Here is a 24749-nt window from a genome sequence, read left to right as displayed (position 1 = left end):
ACTTAGGTAGTAGTTACGTCGCAGTATATATCGATTCCCTCAAAAGCAACAATCTTTGGGAATACAGCCATCATTTTTAACTGCCGATATCAATATATAACTGCCTATTTGCGATTATATCCGTCGTAGAACCTTCTGCAAAAAAAAGCAGACCCCCTTTCTTTATGAGTCTGCTTGTTAAATTATTTAATTTCTTTACCTTGTACTGATTTTGCCACCTCAATCAATTCTTCTCTTGTTAAATCGTCACTTGCCAGGTAGAAATTCATGCCATTATTATGCCATTCGATTGAGTTCTCTGATAATGCTCCAATTGCAAAGCCCAGGTTCACAATGTCACCAGAAACTGGCTTTGGTGAGGCCATTGTTGGCACAACATTGATCTTTTCTTCCACTAGGGTAAAGTTTTTCTCACCTTTAAATGTCATAATGACGCGTTTACCATTTTCCAGCTCCATTTCCTTCTGCTCAAATAACGCAGCACCAGCAGTATTTAATGGGAACATGAGTGTAAATGTATCAGAAGCCGGATCTGCAGATACAGGTACATCCTCATCCTCGGAAGCCTCTGAAGCATTGCTTGTCATGTTTTTCTCCATCTCAAAGTCGTCTTCTTTAAAGCTTGGATCCATCTTAAAGCTAGTAAATTTAACCTCTACCACTGCATTTTTATCTTTATCTAGCACCTTTACAAGTACTGGAGTATAAGTCTTTTTATCAAAATATATTTCTTGATATGGAAGATTATTATTACTTTGATAGTTAGTTTTTGTTTGGAATACATAATGTGAATCTGTTGTGCTGAATTGAGCGTCACTATCTTTTTTAATATCATCTACAAGTGATTGATATAAATATGGTTGACTCCCATTATCTGGCCATTTTGATTGAAATTTAAAGCTTTTATTCAAAGATGGCGTTAAAACAAATACACCTTCTTTGTTCTTTAAAATAACCTGACTTCCTTTTTTGTCTTGATCATTTGTTAGCTTAACTCGGTACAGATCCTTTTTCTTATGCCAAACATCAATGTTGAACTTTTGACTTTCCTGACCAGTATCCATTGTCATTTCTGCTGTTGCTTTGTAACCATTCATATCATCAAGCTTCTCGTCTAAATTCTTTAGAACATCTTCTTGTGACTTTTCCCCACAAGCAGAAAGTAGTAAAACCAAACCTAAGGCAAGTACTAACCAAATGCTGATATTTTTTTTCATGGACATATCTCCCTTGTCTCGATTCCAAGGACAAAAAGGAATGTGTCACCGCTTACCAGCATGTACGAAAAACAAGTGGAAAACCATTGATAATATCCACAGCTAATACATCGTAATACAAATACATGAATCTGCTACTTTACCATGTGAATAGCATAGCATTTCCTAACCCTTCTCTGGTACCAGCACGACCATTGATAAAATGATTCCTGAAAAGCACCACTTCCGTCTTTAGTAAACCTTTCCTTAAAGTGTTAGAAATGTTGCATTTGCTAACAGAGAGTATTGACCCCGCTCTCAAAACCAGCCAGTACATAGTAATTGATTCAAGGCTTCTTTACTACGATTTTTAATGATACTTACCATGTTTTTCTTTATGCGAGAATTGTATTTCGTTCTGGTAGAGTTTGTCTAAAATCATTATCCTCCCATGTATCCTTCTCTGTATACACCCGGGAAAAACGTGCGATGAAACGCCAATCGAAGTTGTTTCCCATGTTCCATAAAAAAGGGGAGATTCAGATGCATATAATCCATACCGATGCCAAGCATGGCTTCTTTTTCATGTTGTATATCACGTTAACTTCCGCCACTTTTAAGCGTGACATTTACTGGACCACCACAATTCATAGAAATGCGGTAATGTAATTCCCCTCTTTTAATCTAGAACGATTTGATGACATGCGTTTTACAACTTTCATTTTAAAACGTTCCAGCAATCACATATCCATCGCCCCCATTGTTTCCTGATCCGAACAGGATACAAATTTGCTCATGTTTAGAAATGATCGATTTTCATTTCTCGCTTAAATCTCTACCAGCATTCTCCATCAATAGTTTTCCATCATACCAATCTTTTTCACGGTATAATTGTCTACATCGTACACTTCTTTGGCGGTGACTTTAAACATTACCATTTCCTCCTACCCGCACTAAAATATATGAGACAAACTCTCCAAATATGTTAGAAAACTTGGCTTATCGCCAAGCTTTTAATGGCGAAAACTTTAATTGCACTTATGCAGTAAGAAAGTAGTTACACTTTTAAGCGTCTTGCTCAGGGGTGACACGCATAAACAAGAGACTATAGAGCACAAGGGGTTATGTGCTCGGAGTGTCTATTGCATGTCGCGAACCCCTAGGCGCTGAAGCTAGACAAAACGCTTATTCTTCTATAATTACTTGTGCAACAGCGTAATCCCTGCTGTGCGTAATTGATATGAATATATTGTAGGATTCAAAACCTTGAACATGAATCGTTGGTGCGCCCGATTCAGTAGCAATTACTTCGATATCCTGAAAACTCAACTTTCCAATGCCTGTTCCAGTCGCTTTTGCAAATGCTTCCTTTGCGGCAAATCTTCCAGCTAAAAATTCTGTACGTCGTGATGGACTATTTAATCTTTCATAGGATGTTTGTTCTTTGTTTGTTAAAATTCGTTTTACTAATCTATTGCTTTTCTCTAGGCTTTTATTAATCCGGTTTAATTCAATTATATCGATTCCAATACCATTAATCATTTTGACTAAATCCTTTCCTATCCTTAGTATTTATCTAGTTTTAATTATAATTTATTATTTTCATGTCCTATTAATGGTCATACTATGTATGAAACGTTATTATACTAATAATACCCGAAAATTTATGTAATAAAAAATTCATTCAGGCGGGGGCTTCAAATGTTTATACGATCAGAAAAAAGTATTAAAGAATTTATTCGGTTCTATCCTATCGTGTCAACCATCGTCATTATACATCTTGCATTATTATTAATCGTTAGAATACTATCATTACCAATTGGAGAACAACTCTTACAATGGGGTGTTGGGAGTAACATATTAATTCAAGAAGGTGAATATTGGCGACTTTTAACATCTATTTTTTTTCATGCAGGATTGAGTCACACACTTTTTAATTCTCTTGCATTAGTCTTATTCGGTCCAGCTCTAGAACAAATGCTAGGAAAATTTAAGTTCATTTTCATGTACTTATTGACTGGATTGGCAGGTAACTTGGGAACGTACATCGTTGCACCGACAGCGTTTTACACCTATGTTGGTGCATCTGGAGCAATTTATGGTTTATTCGGTATATACATTTTTATGGTAGTTTTTCGTAAACACCTTATTGATAGTCAAAATGCTCGTATTATAGTAACAATCCTCGTTATTGGGTTAGTCATGACGTTCATACGCCCGGGAATTAATGTTTCAGCACACATATTTGGATTCTTAGGTGGACTTGCGCTCGGGCCAGTACTACTAACACATGCTCAACCGTTTTCCATCTGGCGAAATCAAGGAAAACATAATGGAGCTTCGGTACAATTTAATCCTAATCGTTGGCAAAAAAAGCGAACTAACAAACGGATTCTAAAGATTGTGCTTTGGACCGCTTTTGGTTTACTTGTTATCCTAGGTATAATTGGACGATTTTTATAAAACAGTTCAATTATAAGTACTCCAATATTAAAAGCGCCCATATTTTTATAGGCGCTTTTTATTATTTTATTAGTCGCGATAGGAATACCAATCAGCTAATTCCATGACATCCCCTACCGCTAAATCTTTTATTTTATAATGCTTACCTGCGCCATATTTCGAAACAATCGACGTCTTCATCGTTGCAATGGAGGCTTTTTGTTGTAACAGATACTGTTTTCTTTCAAAAGATTGAATACGTTTATGAAATAAAATCACCGTTTTTCGATTTAGTACACGGTACCTTAATGTAAGTTGCTCTTCATTAATTCGAAAACCTGCATCCTTATATCGCAATAGACCCATGAACATACATAATATAAGTAATATAGTTGGCGCCCAAATAAACTGTGGAATAAAGAACAGCATGGCGATTATCGCTAAAATCAACACAATTGTAGACCTAATTATGTAAAAAGTCTTTGCTTGTGCTGGTAGTCCATTTAGATTATTTCTTTCAGATATATATTCCGGTAGAAATTTTTCCAGAAAATCATCTACTTCTGTTCTTTTCATAATAGGGAATAAAATCGTTGAAAAATCCTCACCTTTTTCCATGGAGCCTCCAGCAATTTCTGCATAAACAGTTACATATCCAAAAGGTTGACGCAACAGACTTTCATCAATACCCACTGCTTGAATTCGTCGTATTGGTATAGTAGTTTGTTTCTTCTCTAGCAACCCTCGTGCGATAAAAAGTTCGTCTTCATTCTTCGTAATGGTGAAATTACCATACTTTATCATTGTGCCCGCGATACCAAGAAACCAAAGCAATAACAATGAAGCTAATACAAGTACTACGATGATTATAATGCTAAAGCTGATAATAGTATGAAATGTATTTTCATAGTATCCCTCTGGAATGAATTGCCCTAGTTCTGAAAACAGGACAGACATAATAACAAATATAATACCAATACTACCTGATGTTGTTCCAGCAAAAAACAACCGCTTGGCCGTTATCTTTTGCGAAGGTTTATCTTGCACAGTTTCATCAATGGATTCATCTGTTTCAATATTAGTCTTTTGAAGCGTTTTTAATTCTTCTCTCAGCGATTCACCTATTTGTAGCTTTACTGCTTTTAGTGATGCTTCTGTCCCTATCCCACTTCCAGCTGTTTCAATTTTAACCTGTACAAGCTTAAATATTCGGTGTGCAACACTTTGCGTTAGGTCAATTGACTGTATACGGTTTTTCGAAATGTAGCGTTTTTTTCGAACGAATATCCCATACTCAATCCGAAGCTCTTCCTCCTCTATACGATATGTGTACCTATACCAAGACAACGTACTGAATACTATTGCACCAATTATTAATACACATGTCCCGATCACAAAGTATATAAGTCCTGCATCTTTAAGAGCAAAGAAGCCTATCCCAATAGAAAAAATCAATTCTTTAAATGTTTTTATCAATGTGAAAAATATTGCCGCTGGATGGAGTCTTTGTTTTTCAGACATCATCTTCATCCACCCTTGCCAAAGCAGAAATTCGATCACGAAGGTTAGAAGCATCTTCCTCTTTTAAAGCAGGAATTTCATGTGTTGTAGCTGCAGTAGAAATTGTCACACTCGCTAGCTTATATTTTTTTAATATCGGCCCTTGTTTCGTATCGACATGTTGGACACGGATCATAGGCACAAGCGTCCTTGAAACAATTAGGATTCCATGCTGAATATAAATCTCCTGCTCGAAAACTTCATAACGCCAGCGCCGCCATCTTACCTGTGGGAATAAATAAACAAAAAGATAATGCAAAATGCCGCTTAACAAAATACCGATTGCCGCATACCACAATGGAATATCAAAGATAATCGATAACACGAGTCCTGCAAAAACGATGAGCCACAATATAGATATATATATTATTGCAGTTATTTTCCAAGCTTTGATTGCGTTATCAGCTATCGTATTAATTGGTGGTTGTCGCATCATAATCCTCCTTACTATTATTTCTATTTGTCTATACGATTCATCGAATGAAAAGGTGTCATTTTTTAGCTTTTTCCCTGTATAGCTTCTGAATAGTCGCCTTCGCTTTTCTATTTTTCCCCAAATTAAAAAGCTCCCTTTGCGCTAAGGAGCTTTGTTTTGGTGTCTATTATTTAGTCGCGTGTTTAAGTCTTAGTCGCGGCTTCTGCGTTTCTGGAAGTTTCCTTTACGGTTACGTCCGCCTTGATTGCGTCCACCTTGGTTATTACGACCACCTTGACTACGTTGTCCGTAGTTTCGCTTATTCCGACGATTATCTTTACCGCCTCGTTGTTGTGCTTTTTTAACACTAATTGGTTGCACAGATGAGATTTGAACTGGTGTATCTCTTCGCTCTTTAGTCAACATTTTTAGCGCAGCTGCAATAACCGAAATTGAATCATGATCTTGTAACAACTCATTAGCTGTTTCATGATAAGATTTTAAATCTTTGCTTTCAAGTGTTTTTAATAACTTGTCTACTGTAACTTGTTGTTGCCCACGCTGTGCATCTTGGTTAGTTGGTGGCATTAGACGCTTCATCTTGCTTTTTGTAACTTTTTCGATAAGATGTAGGTGTGCCATTTCTCTTGGTGTAATGAATGAGACTGCCTCACCTGTACGCCCAGCACGACCAGTACGTCCAATACGGTGTACATAGCTTTCTGGATCCTGTGGAATATCAAAGTTGTACACATGTGATACACCTGAAATATCTAAACCACGTGCAGCTACATCTGTTGCAACTAAAATTTCAATCCGACCGCTTTTGAACTTGTTTAACACTGACATACGTTTACCTTGCGTTAAATCACCGTGAATTCCTTCAGCACGGAACCCTCTTGCTTGCAAGCCTTCTGCAATTTCATCTACACGTTTCTTTGTACGACTGAAAATAATCGCTAAAGTTGGTGCATGAATATCTATATGGTTTGTTAACGTATCAAACTTTAATCGTTCTGGAACTTCAACGAAATATTGATCAATATTTTCTACTGTCATTTCTTTCGCTTTCACTTTTATTTCAGTCGGTGATTTCATTAACGTGTTTGCAATTTCACGGATTTCCTTTGGCATTGTTGCTGAAAATAGCAAAGTTTGACGGTCTTCCGGAATTCCTTTAAGAATATCACGAATGTCATCAATGAATCCCATGTTTAACATTTCGTCCGCTTCATCTAATACAGCTGTTTGAACGTTGTTAATACGAATTGTCTTTCTACGCATATGATCCAATAAACGTCCTGGTGTAGCTACAACAATGTGTGGTCCGTCTTTCAACGCACGAATTTGTCGATCCATATGTTGTCCGCCATATACAGGAAGCGTACGGATACCTTTAAATTTGCCCAAACGATTTATTTCTTCTCCTACCTGTATAGCAAGCTCTCTTGTTGGTGCTACTACAAGTCCTTGAATCGTTTTTGCTGATTTGTCAATTTTTTCGATCATCGGAATCCCAAATGCCGCTGTTTTACCTGTACCTGTTTGAGCTTGTCCGATAACATCTTTCCCCTGCATCGCAAGTGGAATTGTTTCTGCTTGTATTGGTGTTGCTTCTTCAAACCCCATTTTTTCTAAAGCTTTCATGATAGGACTTGATATAGTTAATTCTTTAAATGTTGTCACCTTAATAGTCTACTCCTTTTTCCCTCAAATTCGCACAAAAAAGGCATCCCCCATTCTTGGAAAGAGGCCTCACTTTATTCATTCATGAACTAAATAATAGTTCTTATATCATAACACACAACCTATATAGTATCCACTATCTTTAATGATTTTTTACCTGTAGCATGATAAACTATACTAAATTGTTAACAGGTATAGTACGAGCGCTTTTACGCTTGATCTATACAGATATAAATGAACATAAATGTGAAGGAGGGTTCTAATGCGTATGCCTCCATTCAACCCTTATTTTGGGGTTGTCATCGGCGTTTTCGCTGTTTCTACCTCTGCTGTTTTAGTTAAGTTAGCCAATGGTGCACCTGCATCCATAATAGCGAATTATCGATTACTATTCGCTGTTCTTATTATGTCACCGATCATCTTATTATATTACCGACATGAATTTAAACGAATACAAAAAAAAGATTGGATTCTTGCCATGTTTGCCGGAATTTTCCTGGCATTTCATTTCATTTTTTGGTTTGAATCCCTGAATTATACTTCGGTAGCAAGTTCAGTTGTGCTTGTTACATTGCAACCAATCTTTGCATTTCTCGGTACGTATTTATTTTTTCATGAACGATTTACACCTGGAGCAGTAATAAGTATGATCATTGCTCTATTTGGAAGCTTAATCATCAGCTGGGGAGATTTTCAAATAAGCGGCATAGCATTATTTGGAGATATCTTAGCGTTACTTGGTGCAATGACGATTACAGGATATTTCTTAATCGGACAAAATATGAGAAGAAGATTTTCCCTTATGACTTACACTTATGTAGTATATGGAATTAGCTCCATTACCTTAATCATTTATAATGTAGGTTTTGGCTATTCATTTGTTGGATATCCAACAAGCTATTGGTGGATTTTCATAGCACTTGCTATCGTTCCAACATTTTTAGGACATACCATGTTTAATTGGGCTCTCAAATGGCTGAGCACTTCAACCATATCAATGGCTATTGTTTTCGAACCAATTGGTGCAACGCTTTTAGCCTATATTATATTAGATGAAACGGTCACATGGTCCCAATGGCTAGGTGGAACAATCGTTTTATTCGGCTTGTTTTTGTTTATCATGAGTACTACTAAAAAAAGAAAAGTCACAATTTCACATTAGAAAACACTTTGCTTCACTTCAGAAACAATTATATGACCTAGTACTAAAAACTGGTATAATGGAAATAAACTAGAAAAGAAGGTGATGGCATGCGTATCCAGCTAATGACAGATGGTGGTGCTGATCTTCCAACACGATTAACCGACACGTTAAATATTATCGTCGTACCTCTGTATTTACATTTTAAAGATGAACAATATATTAGTGGTGTAACATTAAACCTAAAAGAGTTTTATCAAAAAATTAAAGAATCTGATGAGCTACCTCGCTCAGCTGCCCCTAGCCCAAATGACTTTTATGAGGCATATAAGAAAGTGGATCCTGACACACCGATAATTAACTTAAGCCTTACCAAAGGGTTAAGTACGACGTATGAAAACGCATTATTAGCAAAAAACATGCTGCTCGAGGAAGAACCTAATCGGAAAATAGCCGTTATTAATACAAAAACAGCATCATGTGGAATGGCCCTATTTCTCCATGAAGCAAATAGTAAAATAGTTGAAGGCTATACATTTGAACAATTAGAGGATCATTTGAATGCTCGCGTTGAACATACTGCAACATTAATTGCGCTGAAGACACTTGATAATCTGATTCTTGGTGGAAGACTTGATAAAGTTCGTGGTACCATCGCGAAAACGTTGAACATCAAGCTTTTAATGCGTGCAAGTGAAGAAGGAACAATTGAAGTTGCAGAAAAGGTTCGTGGTGATAAGAAATCAATTAGACGATTAATCGAACAAATCGGTGAGTACACAAAAAGTTTTGAGGACAAAATAATTGTCATATCACATTCAAATGCGGAGAGACGTGCTAAGGAAACACTCGATGCTATTATGAAAAAATATGCATTTAAAGATTCCTATCTTATGGAAATGGGACCATTGATTTCGACCTATGCTGGTGAAGGCGGAATTGTAATTTCTTTTTATACATAAGAAAAGCAGAAGCAATGCGGGCTGGAGCTAGAAAAATAAAAATAAAAGGAGTGTGCTTGATAAAATCTCAGGCATACTCCTTTTTTATGGATGCGCTACTTCTCTAGTTAAGAAGTTATAAATCATTTGATTTAATGTATCCTTATCCTCGCCTAAACAAATTAAATGTCTGGATCGTTCAAAAAAAACAACTTCTTTCTCTTCCGAATTAATTTCTTTATCCAAGTAATAAGCTGTCTTATAGGGAACCATTCCATCCTTTTGCCCTTGCGCAATTAATACGTTCGAGTCAATTTCTTTTAAATATGGTTTGGTAAATTTAACTAGCTTTAAAAACTCCAGATTTGCTTTAAAAGGCACTCCACCAAGCTTCTTTTTGTACTGGATATATAATTTATTCTTTTTTATATTCCCTTTTAAACCATCAAAGCATACTTGACGGATATCAAGAACAAGTTGTTTGAATGAAAGGTATTTTCTTGCTGAAGCTAACAGTACAAGTTTATCTACCTTATACTTTGCTGCTAGATATGATGCAATCATGCCTCCCATAGAAAACCCAATTAAGTACACTTCATCATATTTAGTTAATAACTGCTTCAATGAATTTTCAGCAGCATTAATCCATTTTTTATGTGATACATTTTTAAGTGCTAACTTCCTCCCATGTCCTGGAAGTGTTGGTACTTCAATATGCCAACTCGTTTCCTCTTTTAAAAAATTTGATAATGGCTCTATTTCATAGGGTCCACCAGTATAACCATGGATGAGCATACATGCAATCATAGAAATCCTCCTCTTCTACTTATTACTTACCTGTTTTAGTACTACCTATTACACCAATGTACAATTTTCAATTCCCATCATTGGGTTGTTTTTCTAGTACATATCCTATACAAAAAAAAGCCGATGATTACGTTTCATACACATCAGCTTTTCTCATTAGTTCTTATTTAAAAGTTTTCATAATGGATCCAAATTGTTTTATCATCGGAGATACCTGCTTAAATGTATTTGCCACCTGGCCAACCGTTGATAACATTTTATCAACATCGACTTCACCATTTTTATCCTGGAAGTGGTTTAAAAAGCTTTTTGCTGGTGGTTGATTATGTTGATTGTGGTAAGCATTATGATTTTGATTTGGTTGTGAGAAAGTATGCCAATTAACCGGTTGCTTTGGTTTTGCATAATATTGATAAGGTGTTGGTTTGTATGGTGGTATATTTTGATGATTCCATTGCTGTTTATGGTATTGTGGATGATTGGGGTTATAGTTAAATGGCCTTTGATGATCATTTGGTCTATTAAACATTTGACACACACCTCTTTTACATCTGTTTATATCTAGAATATGCAAATTAGAAAATGTTGTGTCAACGTACTGAAATCCCCTTTTCACTATCCTTCATAATAACTCCTGAAATCAAACTCCTGACTATCAGACAAGACTTAATACATACCTCAATTTGCTTTCTTGAATCCCTAATATTGGTTCATCATCAACAAATGTTGCAGGTGTTCCGAATACCCCTCTACTTTGCAGTTCTTTTAAGTAATTACTATTATTAGATACATTTTTGACTATATAATCTACTCCCCATTTATTCATTTTTCCTACTAACTTTTCACAATCAGGACTATTATCGCTCGTGTAGATAATTACGTTATGTCTAGTCATTGATGTCGCCTCCCCAAATAATTAATGTATAAAATTTATTCCCTTATTCAAGTTACTTAAACGCATTTATTAAAAATTTATTACAAAATGATTACAAATAAGAAAAACCGGGCATAGACCGCCCGGTCCTTTTCTGTGCTAGAGAACATCCGTTAGTTTGTATTCCTGGCCATGTATTCCCTTGTAATACTCTGGATACATTTCTCCACCACAATGTTCGCATCTAAACTGAGGCGGATCCGTTGGATCACCGCCATCCATCAAATCAAAATCTCTAACTACATCATAAGGTATTTTTTCTTCCTCATGACACGTTAAACAAACAAAGTTGATTTTCGTTTTCTTTTTCGCTAAGTGGTCGTTCCCCTTTTTCTTTTTCCCTTTTTTGCGGTTTTTGGATTGGTGTGTAATAAGCTATCACCCTTTCTAAGTACTTTCTTGCTTCCTTGGTTAAAGCTACTTTTATTTCTAATTGTCCATTCTCAAGACAGACCTCTCCCTGATACACATAATAATTATTGCAGTGCGGGCATATTAGGGGATCTTTTTGTCCACCAGCGATAACACGTTCTCTCCATGTTTGACGGCGTATTGTTTTCCACACTTTTATGATCCAACGCCGCCTTCCTTCTTGCCACTTACTTAATAGCTTCTTACTTAGACGTTTACTTCTTCTTGAATACATACCATAGTGGCGTATTGTTTTAAATTGGTCATCTGGTATATGACGAATCAAACGACTGATAAAGGCTTCCACCGTCAGCGTTTCATGCTTTTCTTTCCCATCTGTTTTATCGATGTATTTAAAAGTCACCTGTTGTCCATCATATGCCTCGATCCGATTGACTCCAATCGCTGGTCGACGAATATAACGGCCAATGTAACGAAGTTGTTCCTTTATTTTCCCCTTCTGTTTCGGCGCATGCACATAGAAGCCTTCCCCATTTTCGGAAAAAGCCTTTTGCAGTCGTGGTTGTACACGCCTCTTTTCCTGTTTGGTTAAGTTCCTACGGATTAACTTTAATACCACCGTTTGCCATTGCTTTCGAAGCATTTGGAAAGGGATATAATCATAGTCCTTCCATTTTCCTTTTCTCGTTATCCCTCCCATGGTTACCAACATATGGACATGGGGATTAAAATTTACCCTGGAGCCAAATGTGTGTAATCCGGAAATGATACCTGGTGTCACCTTTGCCTTCTTTTGAAAAAAGTTTGTAATTAATTTAGCTGCCTCATCCATTAGCGGTTTCAAAAGATGACGGTGTAAAAGAAATATTTCCCGTAACCCTTCATCGATTGTAAAAATCATGTGCCGATGATTTACCTGTAAAACGTCTTCCGTTAATAATCGGCTCCACTCTTCACTTTCCCCAATAGAACAGGTCGTGCAAAAACGCCCTTTACACCGGAATGCTACTTTATGTACGTCGTTACAGCCCTCGCAAACAAAGAGTTTGAATCCATTTTTCATATCTCCACAGCCTTGAAATTTTTCTACCTCCTTCAGAACGACTGGGCGGATTTTTTCTCTGTGTTTCTTCTTGAATGTTTCCCAATGATTGTAGTTATCAAAAAAGATTCGTTTCAGAATATTTTTCTCCATACATAGAAACTACCACAGTTACCTTTACTGTAGTAGGGGTTAATTTTATACTTTCTTTCCTTTTAAGAAAACGCAAGCGCCTTGGTCAGCCCCGACAAGTTTAAGACGAATCTCTTAGTGATGTTTTTTATCACAAAGAGATTTGACTTAAAACCTCGAGGGGCTAGGCGCTGGAGCTGGACGTGGCTTTCGTTTATACTTTCCTTGCATATCAAAAAAGCAAAACACGTCTTCAAAAACGTGTTTTGCCTTTTGTTTAACTCTTTATCGATGTTCCTAGTTTTTTCAAAAGATTAATGGCTTGAGTCTTTTCATCTTTATTTAATCCTTCCAGTATTTCTTCAATTTTTCGCCAATGATCTGGGAAAATACTATCTAATAACGTAATACCTTTATCAGAAATGTATGCAAAAGTCACACGACCATCATGCGGACTGTGTTTACGGTATATATAGTTTTTCTTTTCTAGTTTATCGATTACATATGTAATACTGCCACTTGTAAGAAGAATTTTTTCGCCAATTTTTTTTAACGGTTGTTCGCCACGATGGTATAACAGTTCTAATACAGCAAATTCAGTTAGGTTTAAGCCTTTTGAACGCATATCAATAGCGGCTTCATTCATCATGGCGCGATATGTCTTGGATAACACGACAAATAACTTCAATGATGGGTCTTCTTTTTTTAATGAAAATGAGCTTTTCTCTTTACTCATTCAGACTTCACCCCTTTTATTTGTTGTCTATCATAGAACATTATTCCAATTACAATGATAAAACCAAGCGATACAAGTGGGTATAAACCACTGACTGCAACAAGGATTAGAAACAAATATCCAAGGCCCATTTTATTGTTATAACTCGATTGTTTTGATAATAATGCTATTGTCTTATCTATTTTTATCTGATAAACAAACAAGAACGTACTAACATAGAAGATCAACTGTACTGGTGCCCATATCGAGGCATTCAGAACAAGATGACTAATAATACGGATGAGAAGCGGTATACTACCAATTATTACCCATTTAAAATATGACTGCTTATAGCTTTTTAAATCCCATGGTAAGACATGAAGAATATCTGATTGAAAGCGATCACTAAAAAGAATAGCAGCTATAGTTGCATAGACATAGATTGTAACTGTAATCGCAATATAAAAGGCAATGTCGGAAATAAATACTACCGCCACAAGCATTATAAGTAAAACCCCAACTGTCTGAAGTACCAGACTAAGGTTCTTGCCTAAATATACTCTCCAAATTCGATGGTGGATTGCTTTCGTAGTGTATGTAAAAGGCTTCTTCTGGCTAGTTGAATTTCTGAAAGCACTATATTTTCTCTGCCGTTTAAATTTGGTTTCCGATGCCTTGCTGATTATTGGCATATTCCATATTTTAAAATCATTTACTTCCATTACCTTTCCCCAATGAACAGCATGGAAAATGGAACCAAACGATTTCATATTAATGATCAGGATTATTCCTATTAAAGCTAAGCTAACAATAAAATAACTTGAGAAAAATGCAATAATATTTAGTACGATAATACTGGTAATCCAATACAGCTTTGTCACAAGTTTAGATTGAAATAACCTCCATTGTGGCACTGTCATGATAATATCCATTGCTGCAAACAATAAAATATAAGCGACAACAACCGAACCTGAAATTGGTGTTATAACCGTAACGAGAGTTCCTGCAACTAGATAAAAAAGAATCAGCTTAATCCATTTCTCAACTACGCATAACGCCCAAATTTTCTTTTTTGAGAAAGGTAAAATGCTAAGTTGATCCTCGGAGCTAGAAAATGTAATCCCAGGATCACGTAATGATCGCGTCACATAACGTATAGGTAAAATAGTTACCACTACCCAATAACGGAGAATTGCCTGTTCTTCGGCCAGCATAAAATTATCATGGTTAGCTTGTATAATGTCTCCCATAATGAAAAGACTCGCAATAACATATCCACCCATAAGAACTAAATAAATTGCAATAACCGGATCTACCATTACCCGAATAGCCATCATATAGAAGTCGCTTTTTTTACGGATTCGATTTCTTTTAATAAATAGAAAAGCACGGATCAAAGTAGGATTCATCCTCATTCCTTCGATCTCCTTTGAATGGTTTGAAAGTCAGCAATTGGCCCTTTGCTCAGCATTGCTCCTCGTTGAAGCATGATATATTCATCCGCGAAATGCTTTACTCGATCCAATTGGTGTGTGGTCAGCAAAATACTTGTCCCATTTTTTGCTTTTTCCTTCATAACTTCTTCAAAGTAATCAACAGCATAGACATCTAACCCCATGTATGGCTCATCTATTAACATAATTGGTGTATCAGGAATCAATGCGCAAATTGTTTGCACCTTTTGCCTCATCCCTTTAGATAAGGATTCCGGATATTCGTTCAACTTATCATTTAATTCAAAGTTTCGAACATAATGATCCACACGTTTTAATAAATCCTTCTCGGCAATTCCATAACTCATTCCATAAAGCTGAAAGTGCTGCATAACAGTTAATTCCGTTAATAGCAACGGCTCTTCAGGTAGGTAGGATATGCTTTGTTTACATGCTAAAAAATTTTCATTTAAATCAAATTTTTCATTAATAACTATTTGGCCAGAGGATTTATCCATAATCCCTAGAATGGTTTTCATTAACGTAGATTTACCTGCACCGTTATGTCCTACTAAAGCTGTAATAGTACCAGGCGCTATATAAAACGAAATGTCATCTAGCAGCCTGTTTTCTCCAATATCAACACGTACATTATTGACTTCCAATGTCATCATCTATATCACCTATTTTTTATTGAATACTATATTTACGAAGCAGGCGAGCAAAAGTTCCATATATATAAGAAAAACCGGGCATAGACCGCCCGGTCCTTTTCTGTGCTAGAGAACATCCGTTAGTTTGTATTCCTGGCCATGTATTCCCTTGTAATACTCTGGATACATTTCTCCACCACAATGTTCGCATCTAAACTGAGGCGGATCCGTTGGATCACCGCCATCCATCAAATCAAAATCTCTAACTACATCATAAGGTATTTTTTCTTCCTCATGACACGTTAAACAAACAAAGTTGATTTTCGTTTTCTTTTTCGCTAAGTGGTCGTTCCCCTTTTTCTTTTTCCCTTTTTTGCGGTTTTTGGATTGGTGTGTAATAAGCTATCACCCTTTCTAAGTACTTTCTTGCTTCCTTGGTTAAAGCTACTTTTATTTCTAATTGTCCATTCTCAAGACAGACCTCTCCCTGATACACATAATAATTATTGCAGTGCGGGCATATTAGGGGATCTTTTTGTCCACCAGCGATAACACGTTCTCTCCATGTTTGACGGCGTATTGTTTTCCACACTTTTATGATCCAACGCCGCCTTCCTTCTTGCCACTTACTTAATAGCTTCTTACTTAGACGTTTACTTCTTCTTGAATACATACCATAGTGGCGTATTGTTTTAAATTGGTCATCTGGTATATGACGAATCAAACGACTGATAAAGGCTTCCACCGTCAGCGTTTCATGCTTTTCTTTCCCATCTGTTTTATCGATGTATTTAAAAGTCACCTGTTGTCCATCATATGCCTCGATCCGATTGACTCCAATCGCTGGTCGACGAATATAACGGCCAATGTAACGAAGTTGTTCCTTTATTTTCCCCTTCTGTTTCGGCGCATGCACATAGAAGCCTTCCCCATTTTCGGAAAAAGCCTTTTGCAGTCGTGGTTGTACACGCCTCTTTTCCTGTTTGGTTAAGTTCCTACGGATTAACTTTAATACCACCGTTTGCCATTGCTTTCGAAGCATTTGGAAAGGGATATAATCATAGTCCTTCCATTTTCCTTTTCTCGTTATCCCTCCCATGGTTACCAACATATGGACATGGGGATTAAAATTTACCCTGGAGCCAAATGTGTGTAATCCGGAAATGATACCTGGTGTCACCTTTGCCTTCTTTTGAAAAAAGTTTGTAATTAATTTAGCTGCCTCATCCATTAGCGGTTTCAAAAGATGACGGTGTAAAAGAAATATTTCCCGTAACCCTTCATCGATTGTAAAAATCATGTGCCGATGATTTACCTGTAAAACGTCTTCCGTTAATAATCGGCTCCACTCTTCACTTTCCCCAATAGAACAGGTCGTGCAAAAACGCCCTTTACACCGGAATGCTACTTTATGTACGTCGTTACAGCCCTCGCAAACAAAGAGTTTGAATCCATTTTTCATATCTCCACAGCCTTGAAATTTTTCTACCTCCTTCAGAACGACTGGGCGGATTTTTTCTCTGTGTTTCTTCTTGAATGTTTCCCAATGATTGTAGTTATCAAAAAAGATTCGTTTCAGAATATTTTTCTCCATACATAGAAACTACCACAGTTACCTTTACTGTAGTAGGGGTTAATTTTATACTTTCTTTCCTTTTTAGAAAAGCGAAAGCGCCTTGAAAGACACGAAAAGCATAAGCAGAGCGGTGCAATGTGGATGGGTTTCCCACACGGAAGCGAACTGCTTATGTCTCGAGTGTTTAGGCGCTTGCGCTAGACAGATTAACGCCAAAGTTTTATAATTTCTTTCCTACTTAAAAAACTAGATAATTTCCGAACCTTTGACCATCTTTAAATGGTTATGCAACATCGTAATCGATTCAGGCGTTGTTCCATTCACTTCCCCGTCCATATCCACTTCCTTTTCAAGGTCAGTTTCAATTTCTAACGATTTAGCTTGAAAATGAATTACTTCAGACAATTGATTCGTATCAGTTGTTGGTTTGTTCATTGATAGAAATTCACGGAAGGAAGCAAGGTTTGGGGTTTTTATGATTAACACATCCATTTTTCCGTCACTAGGGTCAGCGGTGGTTACCGGGAGCTCCTTAGTCCCCATGAACCGTCCATTCAGCACCAATATAAGGACAGCCTCCCCGTCGTATATTTCGGCATCCGTCTTAATTGTATACGTAAACGTTTCGGCTTGATTAACGGTTCGTAATGTACTCATGTAATAGCTAAGTACTCCAAAGCTTTTTTTCTGATCTGGATCAATATTTTGAGATGCTTCTGAAACAAAACCAATTCCCCAGAAATTAAGAAAATATCTATCTCTGGTCTTGCCAAGGTCGATATCAACAATATCTCCTTGTGCGATACCTTCTGCAGCTTGTTTGAGGTTTTGTGATGTTCCTAGCATACGACTAAAGTCATTACTCGTTCCACCTGGTAAAATACCAATGATCGGTCTCTTCTCTAATGGTGCGATACTGTTTATACAAGCATGTATCGTTCCATCGCCACCTAAAATAACTATAATATCCACGCTTTCAGCAAAATCGATGCATGTCTTTTTTGCTTCATCAATGGTTTTTGTTTGAATGATAGTAAGTTTTTTTATTGCTTTTGTAATAGTTGGTAATGTTTGTTCAAGTTTTTGTTCTAAATCATCACTTCCTGCATTACCATTATATAAAAACAACCCTTCTTCGTACTGCACCATAACATCCCCTCCTACCAATAGTTATTCATTCCCTCTATTATACCTGTTGAAAACCAATATAGTAGTTCCTAACTCCTAAAAATAGTACATACTCATTTCAATTATGTCATAGAATAAATAAATTTAGTGTAAAATTAGAAAAATTATCTAGCATTTTTGTTCAAATTGTTATTTAATTAGGTAGAAGGATTCATAATTTTTTTATTAAATAGGAGGGTCAAGATGAAGAAAATTTATAGTCTGTTGCTTGTACTAAGTTTGGCTTTCGTTCTTGCAGCTTGTGGTGGTTCGGATGAGGGAGATGCAAAAGGCGGCGACAACAAAGAAGGTAGCATAAAACCAGAGACAATTGTAATTGGCTTTGTACCATCTCAAGACTCAGATACTATTGCGGATACAATCCAACCAATGGCTGACCGTTTATCAGAAGAGCTGGGTATTGAAGTTAAAGGTCAAGTAATGACAAGCTACACTTCACTAGTTGAAGCTATGGGTGCTAACCAAGTCCACGTTGGGTTCATTCCAGCATTTGGTTATGTTTTGGCAAATGAGCAGTACGGTGTAGAAGTAATTTTAAAATCAATCCGTCATGGATCAGGTACATATAAAGCACAATATTTAGTTCGATCTGATTCTGGCATCGAGACCCTTGAAGATTTAGAAGGAAAAGTATGGGCATACCCTGATAAAGCATCTACATCTGGATACCTTTTCCCTGCTAGTCAATTAATGAAGAAGTTTGATTACGCTAGTGCACCAGAACTTGAAACAGACTTTTTCTCAGCGACTGTTCCGGCAGGCTCACACGATACTGCTGCACTTGCTGTATTAGAGGGGGACGCAGATGTTGCGACCACGTTTGATGACGTTCGTACTGAACTTGAAGAGGAACATCCTAATATCATGGAAGAGTTAACAGTTATTGGCTATACTGATGAGATTCCGAATGACACAATTTCTGTAACGAAAGAGCTTGATAATGGACTAGTTAAGAAGATTAAAGATATCTTCCTTTCATTTAATGAAGACGAAGAAATGATTAAGATTATGAATGAAGTTTATAACTGGGATGCTATTGATGATGCTGCTCCAGAAGAATACAAAGTGGTTAAAGAAACTTATAAGAAATTCAAAGATAATATTGAATTATAATAACACCTAAATTTTATATCACATATTCAGAAGGGGGAGGTATATTTATCTCTCCCTTCTTTCTCAATTTTTATCGCAGTTTGTCGGGTAGTAATGCCCCACTGTACGAAGTTTCACTTTATCCAAAACAATTATGTACTGGAGGAAATACATACTATGATTGAATTTAAAGATGTCAGTCTCGTTTATCCGAATGGAACACAGGGCCTGAAAGATATTAATACCACCATTAAAGATGGTGAGTTCGTTGTGATTGTAGGTCTATCCGGCGCAGGAAAGTCGACTTTCATTCGTAGTATTAATCGTTTGGTTACCCCAACAGCAGGTTCGCTTTTAATTGACGATGAGAATATTCTTGACTATCGGGGAAAAGACCTTCGAAAATTGCGCACCAAAATCGGCATGATATTTCAGAATTATAATCTAGTAAAACGTTCTAATGTGTTAAGGAATGTTTTAGCGGGGCGACTTGGCCATACGGGTACATTAAGATCCATTTTAAATCTATATAAAAAAGAAGATGTTGGACTTGCCTATGAAAGTCTTAAGCGTGTAAACATTGATGAAAAGTTGTACAACCGTGCAGATGAACTTAGTGGTGGTCAACAACAGCGTGTAAGTATTGCGCGCGTGCTGACACAGAAGCCCTCCTATATTCTGGCTGATGAGCCAGTAGCATCACTTGATCCGCCAACATCTCATCAAGTTATGACATACTTAAAGAAAATTAATAAAGAAGATAATATAACAACAATTGTTAACCTGCACTTTATCGATATGGCTATGGAATACGCTGATCGTATTATCGGCATGCGCGCTGGAGAGGTTGTTTTTGATGGACCAGTTTCAGAGGTTACAGAGAAAACATTTGAAGAAATTTATGGCCGTACAATACGTGAGGACGACTTGCGTGGGGGGGCAAAAGAATCGTGACCAAACAACCAAGCTCAAAAAGTCAGGAAGCTATATCTGTTTATCCTGTTAAAGCAAAGGTACAGATTACAGTAATTTTAGTAGTTGTACTAGGGTTCTATCTATTTAGCATGTTCTGGACACAACAAAAAATGGTCGGTGGGTTTGCCAATGCATTTGGTAATGTTCTTCGAGTAGTGGAAAAATTTTTTCCACCGAATATGAGTGTTATTACCGCTGTATGGGATCCAATGGCACAAACGATACAAATGGCGATTCTTGCGACAACGGTTGCAGCTATTTTAACGGTTCCTTTAGCGCTTTTATCGGCACAAAACATAACGTCTTTTAAACCACTTTACATCACAACAAGAACGATACTAAATATATTGCGTACTATTCCAGATCTGGTTTTAGCTGTTATTTTCGTAGGGTTATTCGGTGTTGGTCTGTTTCCTGGTATCGTTGCATTAGTTATATTCTCATTAGGTATTTTAGCAAAACTGATTAGTGAAACAATCGAATCTGTCGATATGAATCCACTTGAAGCAATGCGTGCATCAGGCGGAAGTGTACTTCAGGTGATTTTTTATGGGTTAGTACCCCAAGTGTTACCACAATTCACATCATTTGTTTTATATGTTTTCGAGATTAATATCCGGGCATCTGTTGTACTGGGACTTGTTGGTGCGGGCGGTATCGGTTTAGTTCTTGATCAGCAACTAAAGTTCTATAATTATCCGAATGTCATGGCTATTATTATTCTCATATTCATCGTTGTATTAATTATAGAGTATATCAGCAATAAACTAAGGGAGGCATTAATATAATGGAATCCTATTCATTACCTCCAAAACAACCAAAATCAGGCTTTAAAAAGATTAAGAGTTCGATAATCTTTCTAGCTATTGCTGCAGTTTATATTTGGACATTTCTAGGTATTGATATTGATTGGGAACGTGCAGTTGATCGCGCTATTAGTAACTTTGGAATTATTATCCCTAGACTTTTCAATCCGGATTGGGCATCTGTGGGTGAGGTTACAATGAAGATAATTGAAACGGTATTAATTGCATTCGCCGGATCCTTTATGGCAGCTATTTTAGCCATACCGCTTGGATTCTTAGCCGCCAAAAATATGTCTCGCAGTAATCTGTTATCTGCGATTGGGAAATGGATATTATCTGCTATCCGAGCATTTCCAGATATTATCCTAGCGATTTTATTTGTTGTAGCAGTAGGACCAAATGCTTTTGCAGGTGTTCTTGCAATTGCGATTGGTTCAACAGGAATGCTAGGAAAACTTTACTCTGAGGTAGTCGAATCTATCGATATGAGAGTAGTTGAAGCCATGGAAGCAAACGGAGCAAATAAGGTACAAATGCTTTTCTATGGTGTCATACCTCAAATTATTCCTGAATTCCTATCTTATGCCATCTACCGTTTTGAAATAGATGTACGTGCTTCCTCCATACTAGGTATCGTTGGTGCAGGTGGTATTGGTACAATGATTCTTTTTGCAGCCATTAACCGCGACTGGAGCGTAATGGGTCTTATCCTATTGGCAATTATTATTGTTGTAACAATAATCGATTTTATTTCAGCAAGAATCCGTCGTAAAATTGTATAATAATAAGCTGTAAACGAAATTAAAAGCATTGATACTTTTAATTTCGTTTACTTATTCCCCTTTAAAAAGGAGTTAAATCATACATATGGATACAGCAAATTTAACGATTTTATACACGAGTGACGTTCATGGAAATGCACTACCAATACTATATGGGACAAATGAACCTGCTAATAGAGGTCTTGCCAAATATGCGACTATAGTTAAAAAGGCAAAAGAAAATAATAGAAATCTTCTTGTACTTGATAACGGTGATTTAATTCAGGGTACCCCCTTGATGACACATTATGTAAAACAACATCGTACTAAAGAAAACCCTATGATTGGCATTATGAATCGAATTGGAATTGAAGCAAGTGTAATCGGAAACCATGAATTTAATTTCGGAAAAGAAATTTTGAGAAATGCAGTTAGTCAATCAAACTTTCCATGGTTATCAGCTAACACTAGAAGACAGGCCAATGACGAACCATACTTTGGTCAACCCTATTATATAAAAGAATTGGATAATGGGATTAGGCTGGCTGTGATTGGTGTCACTACTCATTACATTCCAAACTGGGAATCACCGGACCATATTGAAGGAATCTCATTTCAGGATGCTTTTACCTCCCTTCAGTACTGGGTAAACCAAATTAGGAAGACAGAAAAACCAGACCTACTTATCGTCTCTTATCATGGCGGAATTGAACGCGACATCGAAACAGGCGAAGCAACCGAGGCATTAACTGGAGAAAACCAAGGCTATCAGATGTGCCAGGAAATAGATGGTATCGATGTACTTTTGACAGGGCATCAGCATCGTACCTTAACAGGTATGATCAATAATGTATTGGTTATACAACCAGGGTTTAACGGACAAAGTTATGGTGAAATAAATATTGAATTCAATAAGAATCAAGACAAATGGCATATACAGAAGAAATGTGCAAATGTGCATGATCTGAGTGGGATACCTGTTGATTCTGAAATAATGGGCTATATGAGGAATCTAGAAGACTCTACACAACAATGGCTGGACCAACCTATTGGTTATATCGAGGGCGATATGACCATTCAAAGCCCGCTTCAAACCCGTGTAAGTAAACATCCATTTATTGAATTTATTCAGCGTGTACAAATGGCAATAACTGATGTGGATATTTCCGTTACCTCACTTCTCAATAATAAGTCAACAGGATTTGGCTCAGAGGTAACAATGCGTGATGTTGTATCAAATTATATGTATCCGAACACATTAGTTGTACTTGAATTAACTGGAGCTGATATTCTTGCAGCACTAGAAAAAACAGCGTCCTATTTTATCATTAACGAATCTGGTGATATCGATGTTAATCCGACATTTAGTCAACCGAAACCCCAACATTATAATTACGATATGTGGGAAGGAATCGAATACACGATTAAAGTACAAAATTCAATTGGTTCACGCATTGAATATGTTCGGAAAGACGGGGAACCAATTGACTTAGATAGAACTTATGAAGTTGTTTTAAATAATTATCGAGCAAATGGAGGCGGTAATTACCATATGTTTAAAAACAAACCTATTATCAAGGAAGTCCAACAAGACACAGTCGAGCTTATCCGATGGTACTTTGAAAACCATCCAACTGTTCATGCGACAACTACAGCTAACTTTCAAGTTAAAAAATAAGGCTCTTTTCGTATGCATTGTTGCTTTTTCATTTTCATAGTTGATATAAAACTGTGTCATAACTACTGGTTGATTTCCGCTGCGGACCGTTGCGCACCTTAGGGCACGGCTTCAGCCTCCTCGCGGAAGACCACCGCTGCGGGGTCTTCAGACTCGTGCTGTTCCCGCAGGAGTCAACTGTCCGCAGCGAAAATCAACTGCCATAATAGTGAAATGAGTTATATAGTACTGCTTCCAGACACCATGTTAGCGAAGGAAAAACACGAAGACTCCTGCGGGAAAGTGAAGTGATGAGACCCCGCAGTGAGCGTTCTTTGCGATCGAGGAGGCTCAGCGCAAGCCCGCGGAAAGCGTAGTGCTTTTTCCGCAGCGGTTGCAGGGACACAGAACATGATTTTTAGGTACGTCGCAATATATATCTATTCCCTTATAAAGCAACAATCTTTGGGAATACAGCCAAAAATAAAGAAGTAAAGCCCATACTCGGTATGGGCTTTTGATTATTAGTCTTCATTTTTGTCGTCGTTGTCATCTTCTCCATCATCGTCATTATCGTCCTGTTCAATTGAAACAACCATTACTTCGCCAGTGTATGCATCAATCTCAATATCTGCCTCTTTTTTGGCATTATGGATTTCAATCTCATACGTTAAACGACCGTCATCTTCATCTAGTTCAATACTCGTTATTTTTCCATCAAATTCTTTTAATGCAATTTTCTCAGCTTTGTTAGCTTCAATTACTGCCTTTTTTGTAGAATTCTTATCATCAGCCTGTTGCTTTTCTACTTTTTTATCATCTTTGTCGTCGTCCGCTTCATTGTCATAATTATTCTTTGCCTGTTTAGATAACGGTTTTTCACTTAAATGAAGTACTTCACCTGTATTTCCATCAAGCTTCAAGTCATATTCTTTCTTTTTACCTAAAATCTCAACTTCATATACCGCATTATTCTTTTCCTCATCTAATTCTAATTCTGTAATTGTTCCAGGATATTGATCCGCTACTAACTTTCTAATGTCATCGGTTGACAGAGTTGCCTCGGCTTGGGAGGCAGTTGATTGAAATATGCCTACACCTAAAATGACTGTTACAATAATCGCGCCTATTGTTACCTTTTTCTTTTTACTCACTATTAATTCCTCCCTTTTCTTTCTTAATTACATCTTACCCTTCACACATGAAAGAATAAGGTGAATAAGAT

24 protein-coding genes are annotated in these 24749 nt (G+C 36.9%); 8 read left to right on the top strand and 16 right to left on the bottom strand.

Features of this window, described 5'->3' with window-relative positions; genetic code table 11:
* Nucleotides 1-182: 182 nt before the first annotated feature.
* The 3 genes from LG329_RS12720 to acpS all read right to left on the bottom strand — a co-directional run bounded on the left by LG329_RS12720 (nt 183) and on the right by acpS (nt 2738).
* On the bottom strand, nt 183-1217 hold the full coding sequence (locus tag LG329_RS12720; protein WP_404451203.1) for an outer membrane lipoprotein carrier protein LolA: 1035 nt from the start codon (nt 1215-1217) through the stop codon (nt 183-185).
* Between the two features lie 702 nt (nt 1218-1919).
* A complete protein-coding gene (locus tag LG329_RS12715) occupies nt 1920-1976 on the bottom strand; it encodes a hypothetical protein (RefSeq protein ID WP_404456654.1) in 57 nt (18 codons plus the stop codon).
* 405 nt (nt 1977-2381) lie between these two features.
* Nucleotides 2382-2738, bottom strand: coding sequence for a holo-ACP synthase (gene acpS / locus LG329_RS12710; protein ID WP_404451202.1), 357 nt, complete (start codon nt 2736-2738; stop codon nt 2382-2384).
* Nucleotides 2739-2897: 159 nt separating this feature from the next.
* On the opposite strand from acpS, the gene LG329_RS12705 reads away from it, so the two are divergent.
* Nucleotides 2898-3659, top strand: coding sequence for a rhomboid family intramembrane serine protease (locus tag LG329_RS12705; RefSeq protein ID WP_404451201.1), 762 nt, complete (start codon nt 2898-2900; stop codon nt 3657-3659).
* Between the two features lie 69 nt (nt 3660-3728).
* Here the strand turns inward: LG329_RS12705 and LG329_RS12700 are convergent, their stop codons facing one another.
* From LG329_RS12700 to LG329_RS12690, 3 genes are all read right to left on the bottom strand, one after another.
* Entirely contained in the window at nt 3729-5159 is a 1431-nt protein-coding gene (locus tag LG329_RS12700; protein ID WP_404451200.1) for a PH domain-containing protein, read from the bottom strand.
* Nucleotides 5152-5631: a PH domain-containing protein gene (locus LG329_RS12695; protein WP_404451199.1), complete on the bottom strand. Its 480-nt coding sequence runs from the start codon at nt 5629-5631 to the stop codon at nt 5152-5154. The genes LG329_RS12700 and LG329_RS12695 overlap by 8 nt, the downstream gene beginning before the upstream one ends.
* 192 nt (nt 5632-5823) lie before the next feature.
* A complete protein-coding gene (locus LG329_RS12690) occupies nt 5824-7299 on the bottom strand; it encodes a DEAD/DEAH box helicase (protein WP_404451197.1) in 1476 nt (491 codons plus the stop codon).
* A gap of 262 nt (nt 7300-7561) precedes the next feature.
* Here LG329_RS12690 and LG329_RS12685 point away from each other — a divergent pair, with 262 nt between their 5' ends.
* Nucleotides 7562-8461, top strand: a complete 900-nt coding sequence (locus tag LG329_RS12685; protein WP_404451196.1) for a DMT family transporter — start codon at nt 7562-7564, stop codon at nt 8459-8461.
* Between the two features lie 89 nt (nt 8462-8550).
* Nucleotides 8551-9402: a DegV family protein gene (locus LG329_RS12680; RefSeq protein WP_404451195.1), complete on the top strand. Its 852-nt coding sequence runs from the start codon at nt 8551-8553 to the stop codon at nt 9400-9402.
* A gap of 84 nt (nt 9403-9486) precedes the next feature.
* On the opposite strand, the gene LG329_RS12675 is transcribed toward LG329_RS12680, so the two are convergent.
* From LG329_RS12675 to LG329_RS12635, 9 genes are all read right to left on the bottom strand, one after another.
* The gene (locus LG329_RS12675; RefSeq protein WP_404451194.1) at nt 9487-10188 is read right to left on the bottom strand and encodes an alpha/beta hydrolase; all 702 of its coding nucleotides are present in this window, start codon (nt 10186-10188) and stop codon (nt 9487-9489) included.
* A gap of 163 nt (nt 10189-10351) precedes the next feature.
* On the bottom strand, nt 10352-10717 hold the full coding sequence (locus LG329_RS12670) for a YppG family protein (RefSeq protein WP_404451193.1): 366 nt from the start codon (nt 10715-10717) through the stop codon (nt 10352-10354).
* 126 nt (nt 10718-10843) lie between these two features.
* Nucleotides 10844-11083, bottom strand: a complete 240-nt coding sequence (locus LG329_RS12665) for a glutaredoxin family protein (protein WP_404451192.1) — start codon at nt 11081-11083, stop codon at nt 10844-10846.
* Nucleotides 11084-11387: 304 nt separating this feature from the next.
* Nucleotides 11388-12689 (bottom strand): transposase, encoded by a 1302-nt coding sequence (locus tag LG329_RS12660; protein ID WP_404451027.1) that lies wholly within the window; start codon nt 12687-12689, stop codon nt 11388-11390.
* A gap of 256 nt (nt 12690-12945) precedes the next feature.
* Entirely contained in the window at nt 12946-13404 is a 459-nt protein-coding gene (locus LG329_RS12655) for a MarR family winged helix-turn-helix transcriptional regulator (RefSeq protein ID WP_404451191.1), read from the bottom strand.
* Nucleotides 13401-14798: a hypothetical protein gene (locus LG329_RS12650; protein ID WP_404451190.1), complete on the bottom strand. Its 1398-nt coding sequence runs from the start codon at nt 14796-14798 to the stop codon at nt 13401-13403. Before LG329_RS12650 ends, LG329_RS12655 begins: the two co-directional genes overlap by 4 nt.
* Complete coding sequence (locus LG329_RS12645) at nt 14795-15487, bottom strand: ABC transporter ATP-binding protein (RefSeq protein WP_404451189.1); 693 nt, start codon at nt 15485-15487, stop codon at nt 14795-14797. Before LG329_RS12645 ends, LG329_RS12650 begins: the two co-directional genes overlap by 4 nt.
* Nucleotides 15488-15761: 274 nt before the next feature.
* Nucleotides 15762-17063, bottom strand: coding sequence for a transposase (locus LG329_RS12640; protein ID WP_404451027.1), 1302 nt, complete (start codon nt 17061-17063; stop codon nt 15762-15764).
* Nucleotides 17064-17291: 228 nt separating this feature from the next.
* Nucleotides 17292-18194, bottom strand: a complete 903-nt coding sequence (locus LG329_RS12635; protein WP_404451188.1) for a diacylglycerol/lipid kinase family protein — start codon at nt 18192-18194, stop codon at nt 17292-17294.
* Between the two features lie 222 nt (nt 18195-18416).
* On the opposite strand from LG329_RS12635, the gene phnD reads away from it, so the two are divergent.
* The 5 genes from phnD to LG329_RS12610 all read left to right on the top strand — a co-directional run bounded on the left by phnD (nt 18417) and on the right by LG329_RS12610 (nt 23545).
* A complete protein-coding gene (phnD, locus tag LG329_RS12630; protein ID WP_404451187.1) occupies nt 18417-19346 on the top strand; it encodes a phosphate/phosphite/phosphonate ABC transporter substrate-binding protein in 930 nt (309 codons plus the stop codon).
* A 156-nt stretch (nt 19347-19502) separates the two neighbouring features.
* Nucleotides 19503-20279, top strand: coding sequence for a phosphonate ABC transporter ATP-binding protein (gene phnC, locus LG329_RS12625; protein ID WP_404451186.1), 777 nt, complete (start codon nt 19503-19505; stop codon nt 20277-20279).
* Nucleotides 20276-21088, top strand: coding sequence for a phosphonate ABC transporter, permease protein PhnE (phnE, locus tag LG329_RS12620; RefSeq protein WP_404451185.1), 813 nt, complete (start codon nt 20276-20278; stop codon nt 21086-21088). Before phnC ends, phnE (LG329_RS12620) begins: the two co-directional genes overlap by 4 nt.
* Nucleotides 21088-21888 carry a phosphonate ABC transporter, permease protein PhnE gene (gene phnE, locus LG329_RS12615; protein ID WP_404451184.1) on the top strand — a complete coding sequence of 267 codons (801 nt, stop codon included), beginning with the start codon at nt 21088-21090 and terminating at the stop codon, nt 21886-21888. Before phnE (LG329_RS12620) ends, phnE (LG329_RS12615) begins: the two co-directional genes overlap by 1 nt.
* Before the next feature lie 85 nt (nt 21889-21973).
* Complete coding sequence (locus LG329_RS12610; RefSeq protein WP_404451183.1) at nt 21974-23545, top strand: bifunctional metallophosphatase/5'-nucleotidase; 1572 nt, start codon at nt 21974-21976, stop codon at nt 23543-23545.
* Nucleotides 23546-24048: 503 nt separating this feature from the next.
* Here LG329_RS12610 and LG329_RS12605 read toward each other — a convergent pair.
* Nucleotides 24049-24678 (bottom strand): PepSY domain-containing protein, encoded by a 630-nt coding sequence (locus LG329_RS12605; protein WP_404451182.1) that lies wholly within the window; start codon nt 24676-24678, stop codon nt 24049-24051.
* Nucleotides 24679-24749 lie beyond the last annotated feature (71 nt).

The organism is Virgibacillus necropolis (genome assembly GCF_044793635.1).
Taxonomy (GTDB): Bacteria; Bacillota; Bacilli; order Bacillales; family Amphibacillaceae; genus Virgibacillus_F; species Virgibacillus_F necropolis_A.
Note: the sequence above shows the minus strand (reverse complement) of the source record. Positions and strands in the feature narration are given on the sequence as shown.